Source organism: Photorhabdus australis DSM 17609 (assembly GCF_000711895.1).
Classification (GTDB): Bacteria; Pseudomonadota; Gammaproteobacteria; order Enterobacterales; family Enterobacteriaceae; genus Photorhabdus; species Photorhabdus australis.
On the sequence record NZ_JONO01000009.1, the window covers coordinates 34,507 to 52,597 of the forward strand.

Genomic DNA, 18,091 nt, shown 5'->3' on the forward strand with positions numbered 1-18,091 from the left:
AAAAAAAGCCGACTCAAAAGTCGGCTATCTAACTTACTATTTCGTACCAAATATTTTATCGCCAGCATCTCCCAGACCGGGAACAATGTAACCTTGCTCATTGAGTCTCTCATCAATGGAAGCGGTATACAGTTCTATATCTGGGTGAGCTTTCTCTAGCGCTGCAATACCTTCAGGTGCTGCAACCAGAACCAAAACTTTAATCGACTGACAGCCTGCTTTTTTTAGTAAATCAATAGTCGCAATCATGGAACCCCCGGTTGCCAACATTGGGTCAACAACCAGAGCCATACGTTCATCAATATTGGAGGCAAGTTTTTGAAAATAAGGGACAGGTTCTAATGTTTCTTCATCGCGGTAGACACCTACGACACTGATCCGGGCACTTGGGACATTCTCTAATACCCCATCCATCATTCCCAGTCCTGCACGCAGAATAGGCACAACTGTTATTTTTTTACCTTTAATCTGTTCAACTGCTACCGGGCCACACCAGCCATCAATAGTGACTTTCTCCGTTTCTAAATCAGCAGTTGCTTCATAAGTCAGAAGGCTCCCAACCTCCGCAGCCAGTTCACGAAAGCGTTTGGTGCTGATATCATGCGCTCGCATCAGGCCGAGTTTATGTTTAACAAGTGGGTGTTTCACCTCAACGATCTTCATGGACCTTCTCCTACTGTATATCATGTCACCGGCAGACAAAAAAACCGCGAGATTATACCCTCTTTTAAACATAACACCACTATCAATCTGTTGATTCTAATCAAGGATAAACCCTTTATTACTTTCCACTCTAATATTTGAGATCCTGAACAAGGACCTCGCAAACGTTTGCTTAGACTGATAGAATTGCTAATACTCTATCTTAATTTATCAAATGCAACCGCCTGGGGACTTCGCAGTGACCAACAAAACCTCTCTTAGCTATAAAGATGCCGGTGTAGATATTGACGCTGGTAATACCTTGGTAGACCGTATTAAAGGTGTTGTAAAACAGACCCGTCGTCCAGAAGTCATGGGCGGTTTAGGTGGGTTTGGTGCTTTATGTGCATTACCACAAAAATACCGCGAACCCATTCTGGTCTCTGGTACCGACGGTGTTGGTACTAAGTTACGTTTGGCAATGGATCTCAAACGCCACGACACTATCGGCATTGACTTAGTTGCAATGTGCGTCAATGACCTGGTTGTCCAGGGCGCCGAACCCCTGTTCTTCCTTGATTATTATGCAACCGGGAGGCTGGATGTTGATACAGCAGCCAGTGTTATCACCGGTATCGCAGAAGGCTGTAAATTATCTGGCTGCGCTCTGGTGGGCGGTGAAACTGCAGAAATGCCAGGAATGTATCATGGTGAAGATTACGATGTTGCTGGCTTTTGTGTTGGTGTCGTTGAAAAATCAGAAATCATTGACGGTAACAAAGTCCAGGCAGGTGATGCCCTGATCGCTCTAGCCGCCAGTGGCCCACACTCAAACGGCTATTCTCTGATACGCAAAATTCTGTCAGTCAGTAATACAAATCCAGAAGTAACAGAGCTTGAAGGCAAACCACTGGCAGAACACCTACTTGCCCCAACAAAAATTTATGTTAAATCCATTTTATCCCTGATTGAAAAAGCTGATGTTCACGCTATTGCTCATCTGACGGGAGGGGGGTTCTGGGAAAATATCCCGCGTGTCTTGCCCGAAAATACCCAGGCACAGATTAATGAATCCAGTTGGCAATGGCCTGCAATATTTAACTGGCTACAACAGACCGGTAATGTCAGCCGTCATGAAATGTATCGTACATTCAACTGTGGTGTCGGCATGGTAATTGCACTGCCACAAGCAGCAGCAAAACATGCTATTGAATTGCTCAATGCAGCTGGTGAGCAAGCCTGGCAAATCGGTACAATTGCTGCACTGAAAGAAGGTGAACAACAGGTTGTTATTAAATGAAAAACATCGTTGTATTAATCTCTGGCAACGGCAGCAATCTCCAGGCGGTGATTGATGGCTGTCAACAGAATAAAATCGATGGGCGAATTTGTGCGGTATTTAGTAATAAAGCAGACGCTTACGGCTTGTTGCGAGCTAAACAGGCCGATATTCCAGCCCATGTCATCAGCCCCAAAAACTATGCAGATCGTCAAGCTTACGATGAAGCGTTGAAACACACCATTGATCAGTATCAGCCAGATTTAGTTGTCCTTGCAGGTTATATGCGCATTCTGACATCTGACTTTGTTCAGCACTACCTTGGCCGTCTACTGAATATCCATCCCTCTTTATTGCCCAAATATCCCGGCCTGCATACTCACCGCAAGGCAATGGAAAATTGTGATACAGAGCACGGGACTTCGGTCCATTTTGTGACAGAAGAGTTGGATGGCGGTCCCGTGATCCTGCAAGCCAAAGTTCCTATTTTCGCAGATGATCAGGAAGAGGACGTTATTAAACGGGTTCAAACTCAGGAACACAATATTTATCCATTAGTTATCAACTGGTTTGTCGAAGGACGCCTGAGTATGATCAATGGCAAAGCGTATTTGGATGGGAATTCTCTTCCCCCACAAGGTTACGCTGTAGAATAATCTATTTACTAACCGCTAATTACAGTGCTGTGGTAAGATACCCAGCACTGCAAACTATATATACCGAATGAACTTCAAGATGCTTGAGCCGTCAGACGTAAAAACATTTAAATTCAACAACATAATCGTTTTTCAAACATGCACTTTGAAGTGTCTTGAGTATATACCATATTAATAATATCCTTTTACTAAAAACACCGAGGTGTCAAATGTCTGGTGGCTCTCATATTCCACCTGTCAGGTTACTTCCACTTGAACGGGAAGATTTGCCTTTCGTCCATCAATTAGATAACAACGCTAGCGTAATGCGTTACTGGTTTGAAGAACCTTATGAAGCTTTCGTTGAACTACGCGATCTCTATGACAAACATATCCACGACCAGAACGAGCGCCGGTTTATTATTGAGAGTTCTAATTCTAAAGTTGGATTGGTCGAACTAGTTGAAATCGACTATATCCATCGCCGGGCAGAATTCCAAATCATTATCGCTCCAACATATCAAGGTCAGGGACATGCAACCAAAGCGGCAAAACTCGCGATGGAATACGCATTTTCCGTCCTCAATCTGTATAAACTCTACCTGATTGTTGACAAAGAGAATGCCAAAGCCATTTATATCTATAATAAGCTGGGTTTCTGTATTGAAGGCGAATTAATAGATGAATTCTTTATTAATGGCGGTTACCGCACGGCAATTCGCATGTGTATTTTCCAACATCAATATTTTGCATCTAAGGCGGGAGAAAAAGCCTAAGCCAGCAATTATGACCGGAATTTTAGCGACTGGCAGCGACCAAATTTGATACTTTTATACCCAATAGATTTCAAGTTGCAGGGCGGCGGCAAGTGAACGCAGCCAACAAAGAGGCAACTTGAAAGATAACAGGTATACTTTAACATCTGGAGTAACAATGTCCCAAGACAGGCTCTATACCGAGAAAGAACTTAGTTGGTTATCATTCAACGAACGTGTGCTTCAGGAAGCGGCGGATAAGAGCAATCCATTAATTGAAAGGATGCGGTTCTTGGGCATTTACTCTAATAATTTGGATGAATTCTACAAAGTCCGGTTTGCTGATGTAAAACGACGAATCCTGATTAATGAAGAACGAGGATCAGCCAGCAGCGCCCGGCACGTACTGAAAAAGATTCAAACTAAAGTAGCCAAAACCGATCAAGAATTTGATGTGCTCTATAACGAATTATTGCTGGAAATGGCCCGCAATCAAATTTTCCTGATCAATGAACGACAAATTTCACCTAATCAACAAATCTGGCTAAGACAATATTTCCGTCAACATCTGCGGCCACATATTACTCCTATCCTGATCAACCCAGAAACAAATCTGGTTGAATTCTTGAAAGATGATTACACCTATTTGGCAATCGAAATTATACGTGGTCAAAATATTCAATATGCATTACTGGAGCTGCCATCAGATAAAGTTCCCCGTTTCGTTAATTTACCGCCTGAAATGCCACGCCGCCGCAAGTCAATGATCTTGCTCGACAATATTCTACGCTACTGTCTTGATGAAATTTTCAAAGGCTTCTTCGATTATGATTCACTGAACGCCTATTCCATGAAAATGACCCGAGATTCTGAATATGATTTGGCAACAGAGATGGAATCCAGTTTACTTGAATTGATGTCATCTACATTGAAACAACGACTGACAGCGGAACCGGTAAGATTCGTTTACCAGAGGGAAATGCCAGATGAAATGGTGGAATTACTGCGTAACAAACTTGGTTTATCGAATGATGACTCCGTAATTGCTGGTGGACGCTATCACAACTTTAAAGACTTCATTAAATTTCCCAATGAGGGAAAGAAAAACTTACTGAATAAACCATTACCGAGATTACGGCACATCTGGTTTGATAATTTCCGCAATGGTTTTGATGCCATCCGTGAACAGGATGTTCTACTCTATTATCCTTATCATACCTTTGAACACGTGCTGGAATTACTACGCCAGGCTTCTTTCGACCCGAGCGTGCTTTCCATTAAAATCAATATTTACCGGGTGGCAAAAGATTCTCGCATTATTGATTCAATGATTCATGCTGCTCATAACGGTAAAAAAGTTACCGTTGTTGTTGAGCTGCAAGCACGATTTGATGAAGAGGCCAATATTCACTGGGCTAAACGACTCACCGAAGCGGGAGTGCATGTTATCTTCTCCGCACCGGGGCTAAAGATTCACGCAAAACTATTTTTTATTTCCCGTCTGGAAGGCGAAGAAATTGTTCGTTATGCCCATATCGGTACCGGTAACTTTAATGAAAAAACAGCACGTCTCTATACAGACTATTCCCTGCTGACAGCGAATCCAAAAATTACCAACGAAGTACGCCGCGTATTCAATTTCATTGAAAACCCTTATCGTCCGGTTAAATTTGAAAATCTGATGGTTTCGCCACAAAATTCTCGTGCCATGCTCAACCAACTTATTTCACAAGAAATAAAAAATGCCAAAGCAGCTAAACCTGCGGGGATTACGCTAAAAATCAATAACCTTGTTGATAAAGAATTGGTAGATCGTCTATACGATGCTTCAGAAGCGGGTGTCAAAATACGCCTGCTGATACGCGGTATGTGTTCACTAGTACCCAATCAGCCAGGATTTAGCGAAAACATTCAGATTACCAGTATTGTTGACCGCTTCCTTGAACATGATCGAGTTTATGTATTTACCAATAACGGAGACGAAAAGGTCTTTCTCTCCTCTGCCGACTGGATGACCCGTAATATCGACTATCGGATTGAAGTTGCCGTCTGTCTGCTTGATCCACAGTTGAAACAACGTGTATTAGATATTCTCGAATTGCAATTCAATGATACGGTGAAAGCCCGTTATGTCGATAAAGAATTGAGCAACCGTTATGTGCCACGGGGCAATAAACGGAAGATCCGCGCGCAAATGGCGATTTATGATTACATAAAATCCCTCGAACAACCTGAAGCAAGAGTTTAATTTATGCCGCTAACACACGATAAGTCCACACCCAGGCCAATGGAAATTGCAGCTATCGATTTGGGTTCAAACAGTTTCCATATGGTCATTGCACGAATTGTTAACGGCGCCTTACAGATCCTTGGTCGTTTAAAGCAACGTGTTTACCTTGCTTACGGCCTTAATCATAAAAATGAATTAAGCGAAGAAGCAATGGAACGCGGTCTGGCCTGTCTTGCGTTGTTTGCTGAACGGTTACAAGGCTTTCCGGCGGACAATGTTTGTCTGGTAGGGACTCACAGCTTACGTGAAGCCAGTAACGCAAAAGAGTTTATCAGACGAGCAAAAGAAGTAATCCCTTACCCAATTGAAATTATTTCCGGCCATGAAGAAGCCCGTCTGATCTATATGGGAGTGGAGCATACTCAACCAGAGCAAGATCGTAAACTGGTGATTGACATTGGTGGCGGTTCCACCGAATTAGTGATTGGTGAAAATTTTAACCCTTTATTGGTTGAAAGTCGCCGAATGGGGTGCATCAATTTCGCTCACCAATTTTTTCCTGACGAAGAAATCAGTGCAGAAAGATTCAGCAGAGCACGACTTGAAGCAGCCCAAAAACTGGAAAATCTCTCATGGCAGTACCGCATTACAGGCTGGAATTCGGCACTTGGGGCATCCGGGACAATCAAAGCGGTTTATGAAGTACTGGTCGCAATGGGAGAAAAAGACGGGTTAATCACACCAGAACGACTAGAAATACTAGTCAAAGAAGTTCTTAAATTTAAAAAGGTTAAAACCCTCAGTCTGCCCGAATTATCCGATGATCGTAAACACGTTTTCGTTCCCGGTCTGGCCATCTTATGCGGCGTATTTGATGCCCTGCATATAAAAGAATTACAACTATCAGATGGCGCTCTGCGCGAAGGTGTTTTATATGAAATGGAAGGCCGCTTTCGCCATCAGGATATTCGCCAGAGAACCGCAAAAAGCCTGGCTGAGCACTATAATATCGATAGAGAACAGGCAAAGCGTGTACTTGATACAACAGAAGTGCTTTATAACCAGTGGGCAACCCAAAACTCAAAATTAGTGCAACCTCAACTCGAGGCTATTTTACATTGGGCAGCAATGTTACATGAAGTTGGGTTAAACATTAACTTAAGCGGATTACAGCGACATTCCGCTTACATTCTCCAACATACAAATTTACCTGGCTTTAATCAGGAACAACAATTGTTACTGGCGACACTGGTTCGCTATCATCGCAAAACAATAAAACTGGACGATTTACCAAAATTCAATTTATTCAAGAAAAAACAATATTTGCCATTAATTCAAATCCTGCGCCTGGCTACTTTACTTAACAATCAGCGCCAATCCACAACAACCCCTAAATCACTCAGGCTGGCAACTGATGATAGTCATTGGACACTCTATCTGCCTCACAATTATTTATCAGAAAATACCCTGATGCAGCTTGATTTAGAAAAAGAGCAGGACTACTGGAACAGTGTTACTGGTTGGCAACTGGAAATAAAAGAAGAATCAGCATAATGGCCTAAATTTATGAACAAAAAACACGTTCTCAAATTACCAAACTGGTTTTACTTATCAGTTTCCTAATTTTACTCGGTCGCTTTATTTATTCATCGATTGCGGCATTGGATCATCATCAGAAAAGTAAACAGACTACACCAGAGAAAAGCAAAAATCGTCAAACGAAATAAAAGCACAGAAAAATATATTTCACATAAAACATTTAAAGGAAAAAATTGGAATGTATCATTGACAAACCAATAATACCAGATAGTAATAGCGTAAATAACACCATCATTGATTACACTAAATTCAATTCGCCAAATAAGATTGGTTAATAATCTCAATCCTATTTGGGTAAAAAGTAAAATCTCGCAATATTTATTGCTAAATTATTTATCCTGTTAACAATTCAGTCATCTGACAAGTTGCTTCTTTGTTGGCTACACTCACTCCGGTCACATAGTTACCTATGCGCCCGGGGATTCGTTCCCTTGCCGTCGCGATGCATCTTGAAATCCATTGGGTATATATCATTAAAATTATGATAACAATGTAAATAGTTTATTTTTAAAGACACCATCTTTAATTTTAGTCACCACAGTCATATTATTAGAATTATTGAGCAGATGAGTTGAATCAATAACTAAATGTCCATATGAACGCGTACTTTGATATTCAACATAACCATACACTTCTAATTTATCCTCTATCATTTCATTAGGATATAAAGCAACAGCCATGGTTATAAGGTCAGGCAGGTCAAATCCTTTTTTATTAGTTATTCCCGCATTGAATTCAATCAATGTCTTATTACATCTCACGGCAAACCGACCAAGATCACTTAAAGAGTTTAATTTATCTATATCAAGTTCATTAATAAAAGCGTTCTCCATACCTAGATCCCACCCACAGAATATAAGAGGAAGCCCAGAATTTAATACTATATGTGCTGCTTCAGCATCTACATAAATATTGAACTTAGCTAATGGTGTAATATTCCCAGCTTTCAATCCAGCTCCGACCATAATATAAATCATTTTGAAAAACTTATGCAAATCTGGCTCTTTTAAGACCGCCATTGCTATATTCGTCAATGGTCCCAAAGTGATTATTTCTATCCTTTCTCCTTCACCAGTGTTTTATAATTGGCCTGAATCTTTATCAAAAAATAAATATATGTTCTAATAATTGCGAAAAAATTAAAGCAACACAATCATCAGTTACACAATTTTTGGAGCCGTCTCGAAAAAAATGACAAAAAATGCCTTAATTTACCTTAAAAAGTGCTTCCTTGACATATTTTCCACATTTCCTCCATTTTTTAGTCTATCCTCACTGGCTAAACTAATAGCATACGATTAAATCAATAATACAGCCGTACATAAATCAGGTCATACCTTGAGCTTTGAGAGAATGCCGAAGAAATGAATAAAAACAATAAACACCGCCTTTTCCGTACAATATTAGCCACCATTACGGTAGCTACAGCTATATTTGTCTGGTACCAATTTAAAACATCTTCTGCCCCTCAAACGAAAAATGCACAATCCAGTGTATCTGGCCAATCCTCTGTCTCAAGGCGTCCTCCTTTACCTCCTGTTCAGGCTGCGATTGCCCAAAAACAGACGGTACCCCGTTTTCTAACCGGACTTGGCACCATTCAAGCGGCAAAGACAGTCACCGTGACCAGCAGGGTAGAGGGTCAGCTTATGGCGCTACACTTTCAAGAAGGTCAACAAATTAAACAAGGTGATTTACTGGCAGAAATTGATCCACGTCCGTTTCAAGTTCAATTAGCACAAGCTGAAGGCCAACTTGCCAAAGATCAAGCCACACTGGCTAATGCTCGTCAGGATCTGAAGCGCTATCAGAAGCTGGCAAACACCAAGCTCATTTCCCAGCAAGAAATGGATAATCAGCATGCACTTGTTCGCCAATATGAAGCCAGCCTAAAAGTCGACCAAGCCATCATTGATAATGCAAAACTTCAACTCACTTACAGCCGTATTACTGCACCTATTTCTGGCCGAGTGGGCCTGAAACAGATCGATGTGGGAAATTTTATCTCCAGTGGCAACAATTCCCCTATTGTGGTTATTACACAAACTGATCCCGTCGATGCGCTCTTTTCACTACCTGAAAACGATATCAATGCGGTTTTGCAGGCTCAAAAAAGGAATCATGACGTTGCTGTCAGTGCATGGGATCGCAGTAATCAACAACAACTTGCCGAGGGAAAACTGTTAAGTATTGATAATCAAATCGATACCGCTACCGGCACAATTAAGCTCAAAGCGCGATTTTCCAATCAGGACGAAATTCTGTTCCCAAATCAGTTCGTTAATATTCGTATCAAAGTCGATACATTGGAAAACTCAGTCGTGATCCCAAGTGCCGCGCTGCAAATGAGCAATGAAGGAAACTTTGTTTGGATACTGGATGAAGATAACAAAGTTAGCAAACATTTGGTCACGGTTAAATTACAGGATGCCCAACGCGTTGTTATCAGCACTGGCCTGACAGAAGGTGACAAAGTGGTTACCGATGGTATCGATCGCCTGACAGACGGCGATAAGGTGGATATCGTTACTCCGATGGTAAATAAAACGAAAATCCAACCACATAATAGCAAGGCGGAGAATTCCTGATGCAGGTAAGCGCCCAGATCCCAGGAGGCGGGCCATCTCGCCAATTTATCCTGCGTCCCGTCGCGACCACGTTGTTTATGGTAGCGATCTTACTAGCAGGAATTATCGGCTATCACATGTTGCCCGTGTCCGCTTTACCGGAAGTAGACTATCCCACAATTCAAGTAGTCACATTCTACCCTGGTGCAAGCCCTGATGTGATGACCTCTGCGGTAACCGCCCCATTGGAACGCCAACTTGGGCAAATGTCAGGTCTTAAACAAATGGCATCCCAAAGTTCCGGCGGTGCTTCAGTTATCACATTACAATTTCAACTTACATTGCCATTGGATGTCGCCGAACAGGAAGTACAGGCTGCTATTAACGCTGCCAGCAATTTATTACCCAATGACCTGCCCTATCCGCCTATTTACAACAAAGTTAACCCCGCTGATCCCCCTATTTTGACGCTGGCAGTAACCTCCAATGCCATGCCAATGACTCAGATTCAAGATATGGTAGAAACCCGCGTCGCACAGAAAATTTCACAGGTAAATGGTGTTGGGTTGGTGACACTCGCCGGCGGTCAACGCCCAGCTGTTAGAGTGAAACTGAATGCTCAAACTGTCGCTGCTCAGGGATTAGATAGCGAAACGATTCGTACCGCCATCAACAACGCCAATGTTAACTCAGCCAAAGGCAGTCTTGACGGACCAACCCGTTCTGTCACGCTTTCAGCCAATGATCAGATAAAATCCGTTGATAATTATCGCAAACTGATTATTGCCTATAAAAATGGCGCACCAGTACGATTACAAGATGTAGCAACTATTGAACAAGGAGCCGAAAATAGCAAACTAGGTGCATGGGCAAATGGTAAACAGGCCATTGTGATTAATGTTCAGCGCCAGCCGGGTGTCAACGTCATTGAAACCACAGATAACATTCGTCAAATGTTACCGGAACTCATTAGCAACTTGCCAAAATCTGTCGATATAAAAATCCTGACTGACCGCACAACGACTATTCGAGCCTCAGTAAAAGATGTTCAGTTTGAGCTGCTACTGGCAATTGTGCTAGTTGTTATGGTGATTTATCTATTTCTGCGTAACGGTATCGCAACACTCATTCCTAGTATCGCCGTTCCCCTTTCACTGGTCGGTACATTCGCCGTAATGTATTTCTGCGGTTTCTCCATTAATAACCTGACACTTATGGCTCTCACCATTGCCACTGGGTTTGTTGTGGATGATGCCATTGTGGTGATCGAGAATATCTCCCGTTATATAGAACAAGGTGAGAAACCGATAGCCGCAGCATTGAAAGGGGCAGGTGAAATTGGTTTTACCATTATCTCCCTAACTTTCTCTTTAATCGCCGTGTTGATCCCGTTATTTTTCATGGGCGACATCGTTGGCCGTCTTTTCCGTGAGTTTGCCATTACTTTAGCCATTGCAATTCTGATTTCTGCCGTCGTCTCGCTGACATTAACACCTATGATGTGCGCCAGAATGCTCAAATCAGAATCACAGGTAAAGCACAATCGCTTTGAACGGGCCAGTGAACACTTTTTTGAACGGATAATTGCTGGTTATGCAATATGGCTGAAAAAGGCACTAAACCACCCACAGATCACACTTGGTATCGCTCTAAGTACACTAGCGCTAACAGCCCTGCTCTATGTCATTATTCCAAAAGGTTTTTTTCCATTACAAGATAATGGGCTGATTCAGGGAACTCTGGAAGCTCCACAATCAATATCCTTCGCTGCAATGGCAGATAAACAGCAACAAGTTTCATCCTTATTGTTGCAAGATCCAGCAGTAGAAAATATCACCACATTCGTCGGCGTTGACGGCAGTAACCCAACGCTAAATAACAGTCGGCTACAAATTACGCTGAAACCAATTAACCAACGTAACGACAGAATCTCTGAAATTATCCCACGTCTACAGGAAAAAATTGCTTCCATACCAGACGCAAAACTCTACTTGCAACCCATGCAAGATCTGACAATTGATACTCAAGTTACACGTAACCAATATCAGTTCACATTGCAAGCAACTTCCCTGGATGAATTGAGTATATGGGTACCGAAATTATTAACTGAATTGAAACAGCGATCAGAACTGGTTGATATCAGCAGTGACTGGCAAGCGCAAGGGCTAATCGCCTATATCAAGGTCGACAGAGACATTGCTAGTCGGTTAGGTATTTCAATGGCTGCTATAGATAATGCCCTCTACAATGCGTTCGGTCAGCGACTGATTTCAACCATTTATACTCAGGCAAACCAGTATCGAATTGTTCTAGAGCATGATGTGAAATCGACTCCGGGACTCGCGGCATTTGATAACATTCGTCTCAACGGAACTGATGGCAATATCGTACCACTCAGTACTATCGCTACTGTTGAACAAAGATTTGGCCCGTTAGCAATTAACCATCTGGCCCAATTCCCCGCAGCAACATTTTCTTTTAACGTTTCGGAAAATGCTTCTCTTGAGCAGTCAGTCAATGCTGTTCGCAATGCAGCGCAATTAATTGAAATGCCCAAAGATATGACGATTAAATTTCAGGGAACAACACTGGCATTTGAAAGCGCACTCGGTAATACATTGTGGCTAATCGCTGCCGCTGTTATCGCCATGTATATTGTGCTGGGAATACTGTACGAAAGTTTTATCCATCCGGTAACGATTCTCTCCACGCTGCCAACAGCTGGCGTTGGTGCACTGCTAGCACTAATGATGACGGGTCAAGAACTGGATGTGATTGCAATCATCGGCATTATCCTACTGATAGGTATTGTGAAGAAAAACGCTATCATGATGATCGACTTTGCTCTGGCCGCAGAACGCGAACAGGGGTTATCCCCTTATGAAGCGATTTATCAGGCTTGTTTATTGCGTTTCCGTCCGATCCTGATGACCACAATGGCCGCGTTGTTTGGTGCCTTACCATTGATGCTCAGTGCCGGTGTCGGCGCCGAATTACGCCGTCCATTGGGAATTTGCATGGTTGGTGGACTGATTATGAGCCAGATCCTGACACTGTTTACAACTCCGGTTGTCTATTTACTGTTTGACAAACTGGCGCACTATCGTCGTAATCGCAAACCTAACGAGCAAGACAATTCATCTATTAATAATCAGGAGCTACGGTGAAGTTTTTTGCTTTATTTATCCAGCGCCCTGTTGCCACAACGCTGCTCAGTTTAGCTATAACCCTATGCGGATTATTAGGATTTACCCTATTGCCAGTTTCCCCTTTACCGCAAATGGATTTCCCGGTAATCACCGTTTATGCCTCATTGCCGGGAGCATCACCGGAAACAATGGCATCATCTATTGCTACTCCGCTAGAGCGGGCATTAGGCCGAATTGCCGGTGTCAATGAGATGACATCTAATAGTTCACTTGGCAGTACAAATATCACGCTTGAATTTGACCTGAGCCGTGATATTAATAGCGCCGCACGGGATGTACAGGCAGCCCTGAATGCCGCCCAAAATATGTTACCTTCCGGTATGCACAGCAGACCTCGTTACTACAAAGCCAATCCGTCCGATGCCCCCATTATGATCCTGACACTGACTTCTGATACCTACAATCAGGGGCAGCTTTACGATTTAGCATCTACTCAACTTGCACAGAAAATTGCACAAGTCGAAGGGGTCAGTGAAGTTTCTGTTGGAGGAAGTTCTCTACCCGCAGTGAGGATTGAATTGAATCCTAACGCTCTGTTTAATCAGGGAGTTTCTCTAGATGCAGTACGCAAAGCTATCAGCAATGCAAATGTCCGCCGTCCACAAGGATATGTGGATTCAGATCAACAACGCTGGCAGATCCAAACCAACGATGAGCTAAAAACCGCTGAAAGTTATCGCCCGATAATCGTCCATTACAAAAACGGCTCACCCGTGCGACTACAAGATGTCGCGAATATAAAAGACTCGGTTCAGAATGTCAGAGCAGCCGGTATGTCTGACGGTGAACCGGCTATTTTACTCATCATTCGCCGTGAAGCTGGTGAAAATATCATCGCCACGGTAAACCGTATTCGTGAACAATTACCTGCATTACGTGAATCCCTCCCCACCTCTATTCAACTTAAAGTTGCCCAGGATCGCACTCCAACCATTCGCGCTTCATTAGCAGAAGTAGAGCGTGCGCTAGTAATTGCTATCGGACTGGTGATTCTGGTGGTGTTCCTGTTCCTGCGTTCTGGCCGGGCAACATTAATCCCAGCGATTGCCGTACCTGTTTCACTCATTGGAACTTTTACCGCCATGTATTTGTGCGGTTTTAGCCTTAACAACCTTTCCCTGATGGCATTGACGATTGCAACAGGATTCGTAGTCGATGATGCTATTGTGGTATTGGAGAACATTTCCCGCCACCTTGAAGCAGGCATTAAGCCTATGCAAGCGGCGCTACGTGGTGTTCAAGAAGTCGGCTTTACCGTCCTTTCCATGAGCATTTCGCTGGTCGCGGTCTTTATACCTCTTCTGCTCATGGATGGGTTGGTTGGTCGGCTGTTCCGTGAATTTGCTATTACGCTAACAACAGCAATCAGTATCTCATTGTTGGTCTCTTTAACATTGACTCCAATGATGTGTGCTCACTTGCTGAAATCCCAACGCATCAAAGCACAGAAAAAAATCCGCGGGTTTGGTAAAGTCCTGCTAAAAATTCAGCAAGGTTATGGACGCTCCCTGACATGGGTGCTCAATCATAGTCGCTGGGTGCTATTAATTCTGGCGGGCACTATCGCCCTAAATGTCTGGCTCTATATCAATATTCCAAAAACTTTCTTCCCGGAACAGGATACTGGCCGATTGTTAGGATTCGTCCGAGCAGATCAAAGTATCTCTTTCCAGTCTATGCGTGAAAAAATGAAAAATTTTATGCAGATAATCAATGCCGACCCTGCGGTAGACAGCGTTACTGGTTTTACTGGCGGCGGGCAGGTAAACAGAGGTTTTATGTTTATCTCTTTGAAGCCGCTAAAAGAACGTTCAAACAGCGCAGAACAAGTTATTTCACGCCTGAGAATCAAACTAGCTAATGAGCCGGGGGCAAATCTGTTTCTCATTCCAGTACAAGACATCATGGCAGGTGGTCGTCAAAGTAATGCAAGTTACCAGTTTACATTACTGGCAGATGACCTCAATGATCTACGCAAATGGGAACCTGTTATCCGTAAAGCATTAGGGCAATTACCCCAGCTAGCCGATGTGAATTCGGACAAAGAAGACAAGGGTGCTGAAATGGCAATAACCTATAACCGCGATACCATGTCACAGCTGGGAATTAATGTCAGTGAAGCAAATAGTTTATTGAATAACGCTTTTGGTCAACGACAAATATCGACTATTTATCAGCCTCTAAATCAGTACAAAGTCGTCATGGAAGTTGCCCCGGAATATACGCAAGATGTTAGCGCATTGGAAAAAATGTTTATGATTAACAATAAAGGAGAGGCCATTCCACTTTCCTATTTTGCTCACTGGCAACCCGCTAATGCGCCGCTAAGTGTGAATCATCAGGGGCTTTCTGCTGCTTCTACCATTTCCTTTAACGTACCAGAAGGTTATACCCTTTCCGATGCTATCAATGCTATTGAAAGGACCATCACTGAACTTGGTGTGCCTCCAACTGTTCGCAGCACTTTTGCAGGCACGGCTCAAATTTTTCAAGAAACAGCGAAATCACAGTTATTCCTGATTCTGGCTGCGGTTATCACCGTTTATCTGGTGTTAGGAATATTGTATGAAAGTTATATCCACCCACTGACCATTCTCTCTACTTTGCCTTCTGCCGGTATTGGTGCTTTGTTGGCATTAGAACTATTTAACACTCCATTCAGCCTGATAGCCTTAATAGGCATCATGTTGTTAATTGGTATCGTGAAAAAAAATGCCATTATTATGGTGGATTTTGCCATTGAAGCTCAACGTAACGGCAATATCTGCGCCCGTGATGCGATATTCCAGGCTAGCCTGTTACGTTTCCGCCCAATTCTAATGACGACACTTGCAGCCCTGTTTGGTGCCCTGCCATTAGTGTTGAGCAATGGCGATGGTTCGGAGCTGCGCCAACCATTAGGCATTACTATTGTTGGTGGCCTGGTCATGAGCCAGCTTTTGACGTTATATACCACACCGGTGGTCTATCTCTGTTTTGATCGATTAAGAGAAAAGTGGCAACAACGGCGTGTCACCCAAACTGCGGGGCAACCATGAAACCAGGTATCAGCGGGAAACTATTTATAGCTATTTTTGCCACTTGTATGCTGGTACTTATCACCATGCACTGGGGTGTCAGAAGCAGCTTTCAACATGGTTTTATTGGTTATATCAAACAAAATATTCAGTTACGTACTTCTATGCTGGCTGAAGCACTCGCTGAACAATATCAACAATATGGTAGCTGGAAATTCTTAAAGCAGAATAATCGGATAATTTTTCAAATCATCCGTTCCATTGAACAAACCAGTGAAAGCCACCAAGGTCCACCGCCCCGTGGCTGGCGAACTCAGTTTTGGGTCGTGGACAGAGATATGAAATTATTGGTCGGTCATGAAGGTAAAATTCCATCAGATACCTATCACGAACCAATTAACTATAATAATCAGATAGTTGGATGGGTCATTGTCAGTACGTCTGACAAAATTACCCGCCAGGCTGATATCAGTTTTGATCGCCAGCAACAACTGACAAGCTGGATAATTGCTGGCTTATCTACCTTACTGGCAATCATAGCCACATTACTGTTGTCCCGCGGTATGCTGAAACCCGTTAAGCGCCTGGTTGAAGGAACGCATAAACTAGCAGCAGGCGATTTTAGTGCCCGAGTTACATCATCAAGTAGAGATGAAATCGGTCAGCTTGCCTATAATTTCAACCAACTCGCCTGTACACTGGAAAAAAATGAGCAAATGCGCCGCGATTATATGGCAGATATTTCCCATGAACTGCGCACTCCTCTTTCTGTATTACGGGGTGAATTGGAAGCTTTACAAGACGGTGTGCGCAAACCAACACCTGAAACATTGAATTCGTTACTGGCAGAAATCACCACATTAACCAAACTCGTTGATGATTTGCACCAGCTATCTCTGTCAGATCGTGGGGCGTTGGCATATCGGAAAGAATTTATCAATATCAGTGAATCACTTGAGGTTGCCATAGCATCTTACCGTGGACGTTTTATTGATAAGCAAATTCAGGTGGATGTTAAGCTACCTGACATTGTCATAATGTTTGCTGATCCAGACAGATTGACTCAACTATTTCATAATTTACTGGAAAACAGCCTTCGCTATACCGCTAAAAATGGAAAACTGATGATTGAAGGCAACGCTGATGATAGCCATTTTATACTGAGCTGGCAGGACAGTGAGCCTGGCCTGTTACCAGAACAATGTCAGCGGGTTTTTGAACGTTTCTATCGCAGTGAATCCTCACGAAACCGCGCCAGTGGTGGATCAGGGCTTGGTCTAGCTATCTGCTATAACATCACTGAAGCACATAATGGTACGATCCGTGCTGAGCCTTCACCTTTAGGTGGCCTGAGAATTAACATAGAATTACCGCTAATAAAATCTCCTGATTGTGAAACGCTATGAATGCAGAATTTGAACATCATACTGTTTTAATTGTTGAAGATGAGCCAAAGCTTGGCCAATTACTGGTTGATTATCTCAACGCGGCTGATTACAAGACCCAGTGGCTATTGCGTGGTGATGAAGTCGTTCCTTACGTACAGCAACATAATCCAGATATTATATTACTGGATCTAATGCTTCCAGGTTGTGATGGCTTATCTGTCTGCCGTGAAATCCGCTGTTTTTCTGACGTACCTATTATTATGGTCACCGCTAAGACTGAAGAGATTGACCGATTACTGGGGTTAGAAATCGGGGCAGATGATTACATCTGTAAACCGTACAGTCCACGTGAAATTGTTGCACGAGTGAAAACCATTCTCCGTCGCTGTTACCGACCTCAGGATATTGTCAAGCAAAGTGACTTACACATTGATGAGGCCTGCTTTCAGGCACGTTACCACGATAAAATATTGGATTTAACTCCCGTTGAATTTCGGTTACTAAAAACAATGGCGATCCAGCCTGGGCGAGTGTTTTCCCGCGATCAATTACTGAATAATCTGTATGACGATTACCGCATCGTTACAGACCGTACTATTGATAGCCATATTAAGAACCTACGTCGCAAATTGGAGCAATTAGACAGCAACAAAACATTCATCCGCTCCATTTATGGGCTTGGTTACCGATGGGAAGCCGATATATGCCGTTTGTTATAACTGTCACACTTTAATTGAATTAAATTTCTCTCAACCTCTCACCGGTCAGAA

The 18,091-nt window shown here is 43.0% G+C and carries 12 protein-coding genes; 10 read left to right on the forward strand and 2 right to left on the reverse strand.

What is annotated here, in order from left to right; translation table 11 throughout:
* Positions 1-36: 36 nt before the first annotated feature.
* A complete protein-coding gene (upp, locus tag BO26_RS04520; protein ID WP_036769247.1) occupies positions 37-663 on the reverse strand; it encodes a uracil phosphoribosyltransferase in 627 nt (208 codons plus the stop codon).
* 238 nt (positions 664-901) lie between these two features.
* On the opposite strand from upp, the gene purM reads away from it, so the two are divergent.
* The 5 genes from purM to ppx all read left to right on the forward strand — a co-directional run bounded on the left by purM (position 902) and on the right by ppx (position 7,095).
* Positions 902-1,942 (forward strand): phosphoribosylformylglycinamidine cyclo-ligase, encoded by a 1,041-nt coding sequence (purM, locus tag BO26_RS04525; protein WP_036769250.1) that lies wholly within the window; start codon positions 902-904, stop codon positions 1,940-1,942.
* On the forward strand, positions 1,939-2,577 hold the full coding sequence (gene purN / locus BO26_RS04530) for a phosphoribosylglycinamide formyltransferase (RefSeq protein ID WP_036769252.1): 639 nt from the start codon (positions 1,939-1,941) through the stop codon (positions 2,575-2,577). The genes purM and purN overlap by 4 nt, the downstream gene beginning before the upstream one ends.
* A 209-nt stretch (positions 2,578-2,786) precedes the next feature.
* Entirely contained in the window at positions 2,787-3,332 is a 546-nt protein-coding gene (gene speG / locus BO26_RS04535) for a spermidine N1-acetyltransferase (RefSeq protein ID WP_036769254.1), read from the forward strand.
* Positions 3,333-3,489: 157 nt separating this feature from the next.
* Complete coding sequence (gene ppk1 / locus BO26_RS04540; protein WP_036769256.1) at positions 3,490-5,559, forward strand: polyphosphate kinase 1; 2,070 nt, start codon at positions 3,490-3,492, stop codon at positions 5,557-5,559.
* Between the two features lie 3 nt (positions 5,560-5,562).
* Positions 5,563-7,095: an exopolyphosphatase gene (ppx, locus tag BO26_RS04545; protein WP_036769258.1), complete on the forward strand. Its 1,533-nt coding sequence runs from the start codon at positions 5,563-5,565 to the stop codon at positions 7,093-7,095.
* Positions 7,096-7,619: 524 nt separating this feature from the next.
* On the opposite strand, the gene BO26_RS04550 is transcribed toward ppx, so the two are convergent.
* Complete coding sequence (locus BO26_RS04550; RefSeq protein ID WP_338049093.1) at positions 7,620-8,198, reverse strand: nucleoside hydrolase; 579 nt, start codon at positions 8,196-8,198, stop codon at positions 7,620-7,622.
* Positions 8,199-8,504: 306 nt separating this feature from the next.
* Here BO26_RS04550 and BO26_RS04555 point away from each other — a divergent pair, with 306 nt between their 5' ends.
* From BO26_RS04555 to baeR, 5 genes are read left to right on the forward strand one after another with little or no spacing between them, the layout of a single operon-like run.
* Positions 8,505-9,728: an MdtA/MuxA family multidrug efflux RND transporter periplasmic adaptor subunit gene (locus BO26_RS04555; RefSeq protein ID WP_036769261.1), complete on the forward strand. Its 1,224-nt coding sequence runs from the start codon at positions 8,505-8,507 to the stop codon at positions 9,726-9,728.
* The gene (locus BO26_RS04560; RefSeq protein ID WP_036769263.1) at positions 9,728-12,874 is read left to right on the forward strand and encodes an MdtB/MuxB family multidrug efflux RND transporter permease subunit; all 3,147 of its coding nucleotides are present in this window, start codon (positions 9,728-9,730) and stop codon (positions 12,872-12,874) included. The genes BO26_RS04555 and BO26_RS04560 overlap by 1 nt, the downstream gene beginning before the upstream one ends.
* Positions 12,871-15,954, forward strand: a complete 3,084-nt coding sequence (mdtC, locus tag BO26_RS04565; protein ID WP_036769265.1) for a multidrug efflux RND transporter permease subunit MdtC — start codon at positions 12,871-12,873, stop codon at positions 15,952-15,954. The genes BO26_RS04560 and mdtC overlap by 4 nt, the downstream gene beginning before the upstream one ends.
* Positions 15,951-17,339: an envelope stress sensor histidine kinase BaeS gene (baeS, locus tag BO26_RS04570; RefSeq protein ID WP_036769267.1), complete on the forward strand. Its 1,389-nt coding sequence runs from the start codon at positions 15,951-15,953 to the stop codon at positions 17,337-17,339. The genes mdtC and baeS overlap by 4 nt, the downstream gene beginning before the upstream one ends.
* Positions 17,336-18,040: an envelope stress response regulator BaeR gene (gene baeR / locus BO26_RS04575; protein ID WP_036769269.1), complete on the forward strand. Its 705-nt coding sequence runs from the start codon at positions 17,336-17,338 to the stop codon at positions 18,038-18,040. The genes baeS and baeR overlap by 4 nt, the downstream gene beginning before the upstream one ends.
* Positions 18,041-18,091 lie beyond the last annotated feature (51 nt).

What these genes read in the sequence shown, in the direction of transcription:
- upp (WP_036769247.1), bottom strand. Translation starts at nt 663, where the DNA reads ATGAAGATCGTTGAGGTGAAACACCCACTTGTTAAACATAAACTCGGC.
- purN (WP_036769252.1), top strand. Translation starts at nt 1,939, where the DNA reads ATGAAAAACATCGTTGTATTAATCTCTGGCAACGGCAGCAATCTCCAG.
- speG (WP_036769254.1), top strand. Translation starts at nt 2,787, where the DNA reads ATGTCTGGTGGCTCTCATATTCCACCTGTCAGGTTACTTCCACTTGAA.
- ppk1 (WP_036769256.1), top strand. Translation starts at nt 3,490, where the DNA reads ATGTCCCAAGACAGGCTCTATACCGAGAAAGAACTTAGTTGGTTATCA.
- ppx (WP_036769258.1), top strand. Translation starts at nt 5,563, where the DNA reads ATGCCGCTAACACACGATAAGTCCACACCCAGGCCAATGGAAATTGCA.
- BO26_RS04555 (WP_036769261.1), top strand. Translation starts at nt 8,505, where the DNA reads ATGAATAAAAACAATAAACACCGCCTTTTCCGTACAATATTAGCCACC.
- BO26_RS04560 (WP_036769263.1), top strand. Translation starts at nt 9,728, where the DNA reads ATGCAGGTAAGCGCCCAGATCCCAGGAGGCGGGCCATCTCGCCAATTT.
- baeS (WP_036769267.1), top strand. Translation starts at nt 15,951, where the DNA reads ATGAAACCAGGTATCAGCGGGAAACTATTTATAGCTATTTTTGCCACT.
- baeR (WP_036769269.1), top strand. Translation starts at nt 17,336, where the DNA reads ATGAATGCAGAATTTGAACATCATACTGTTTTAATTGTTGAAGATGAG.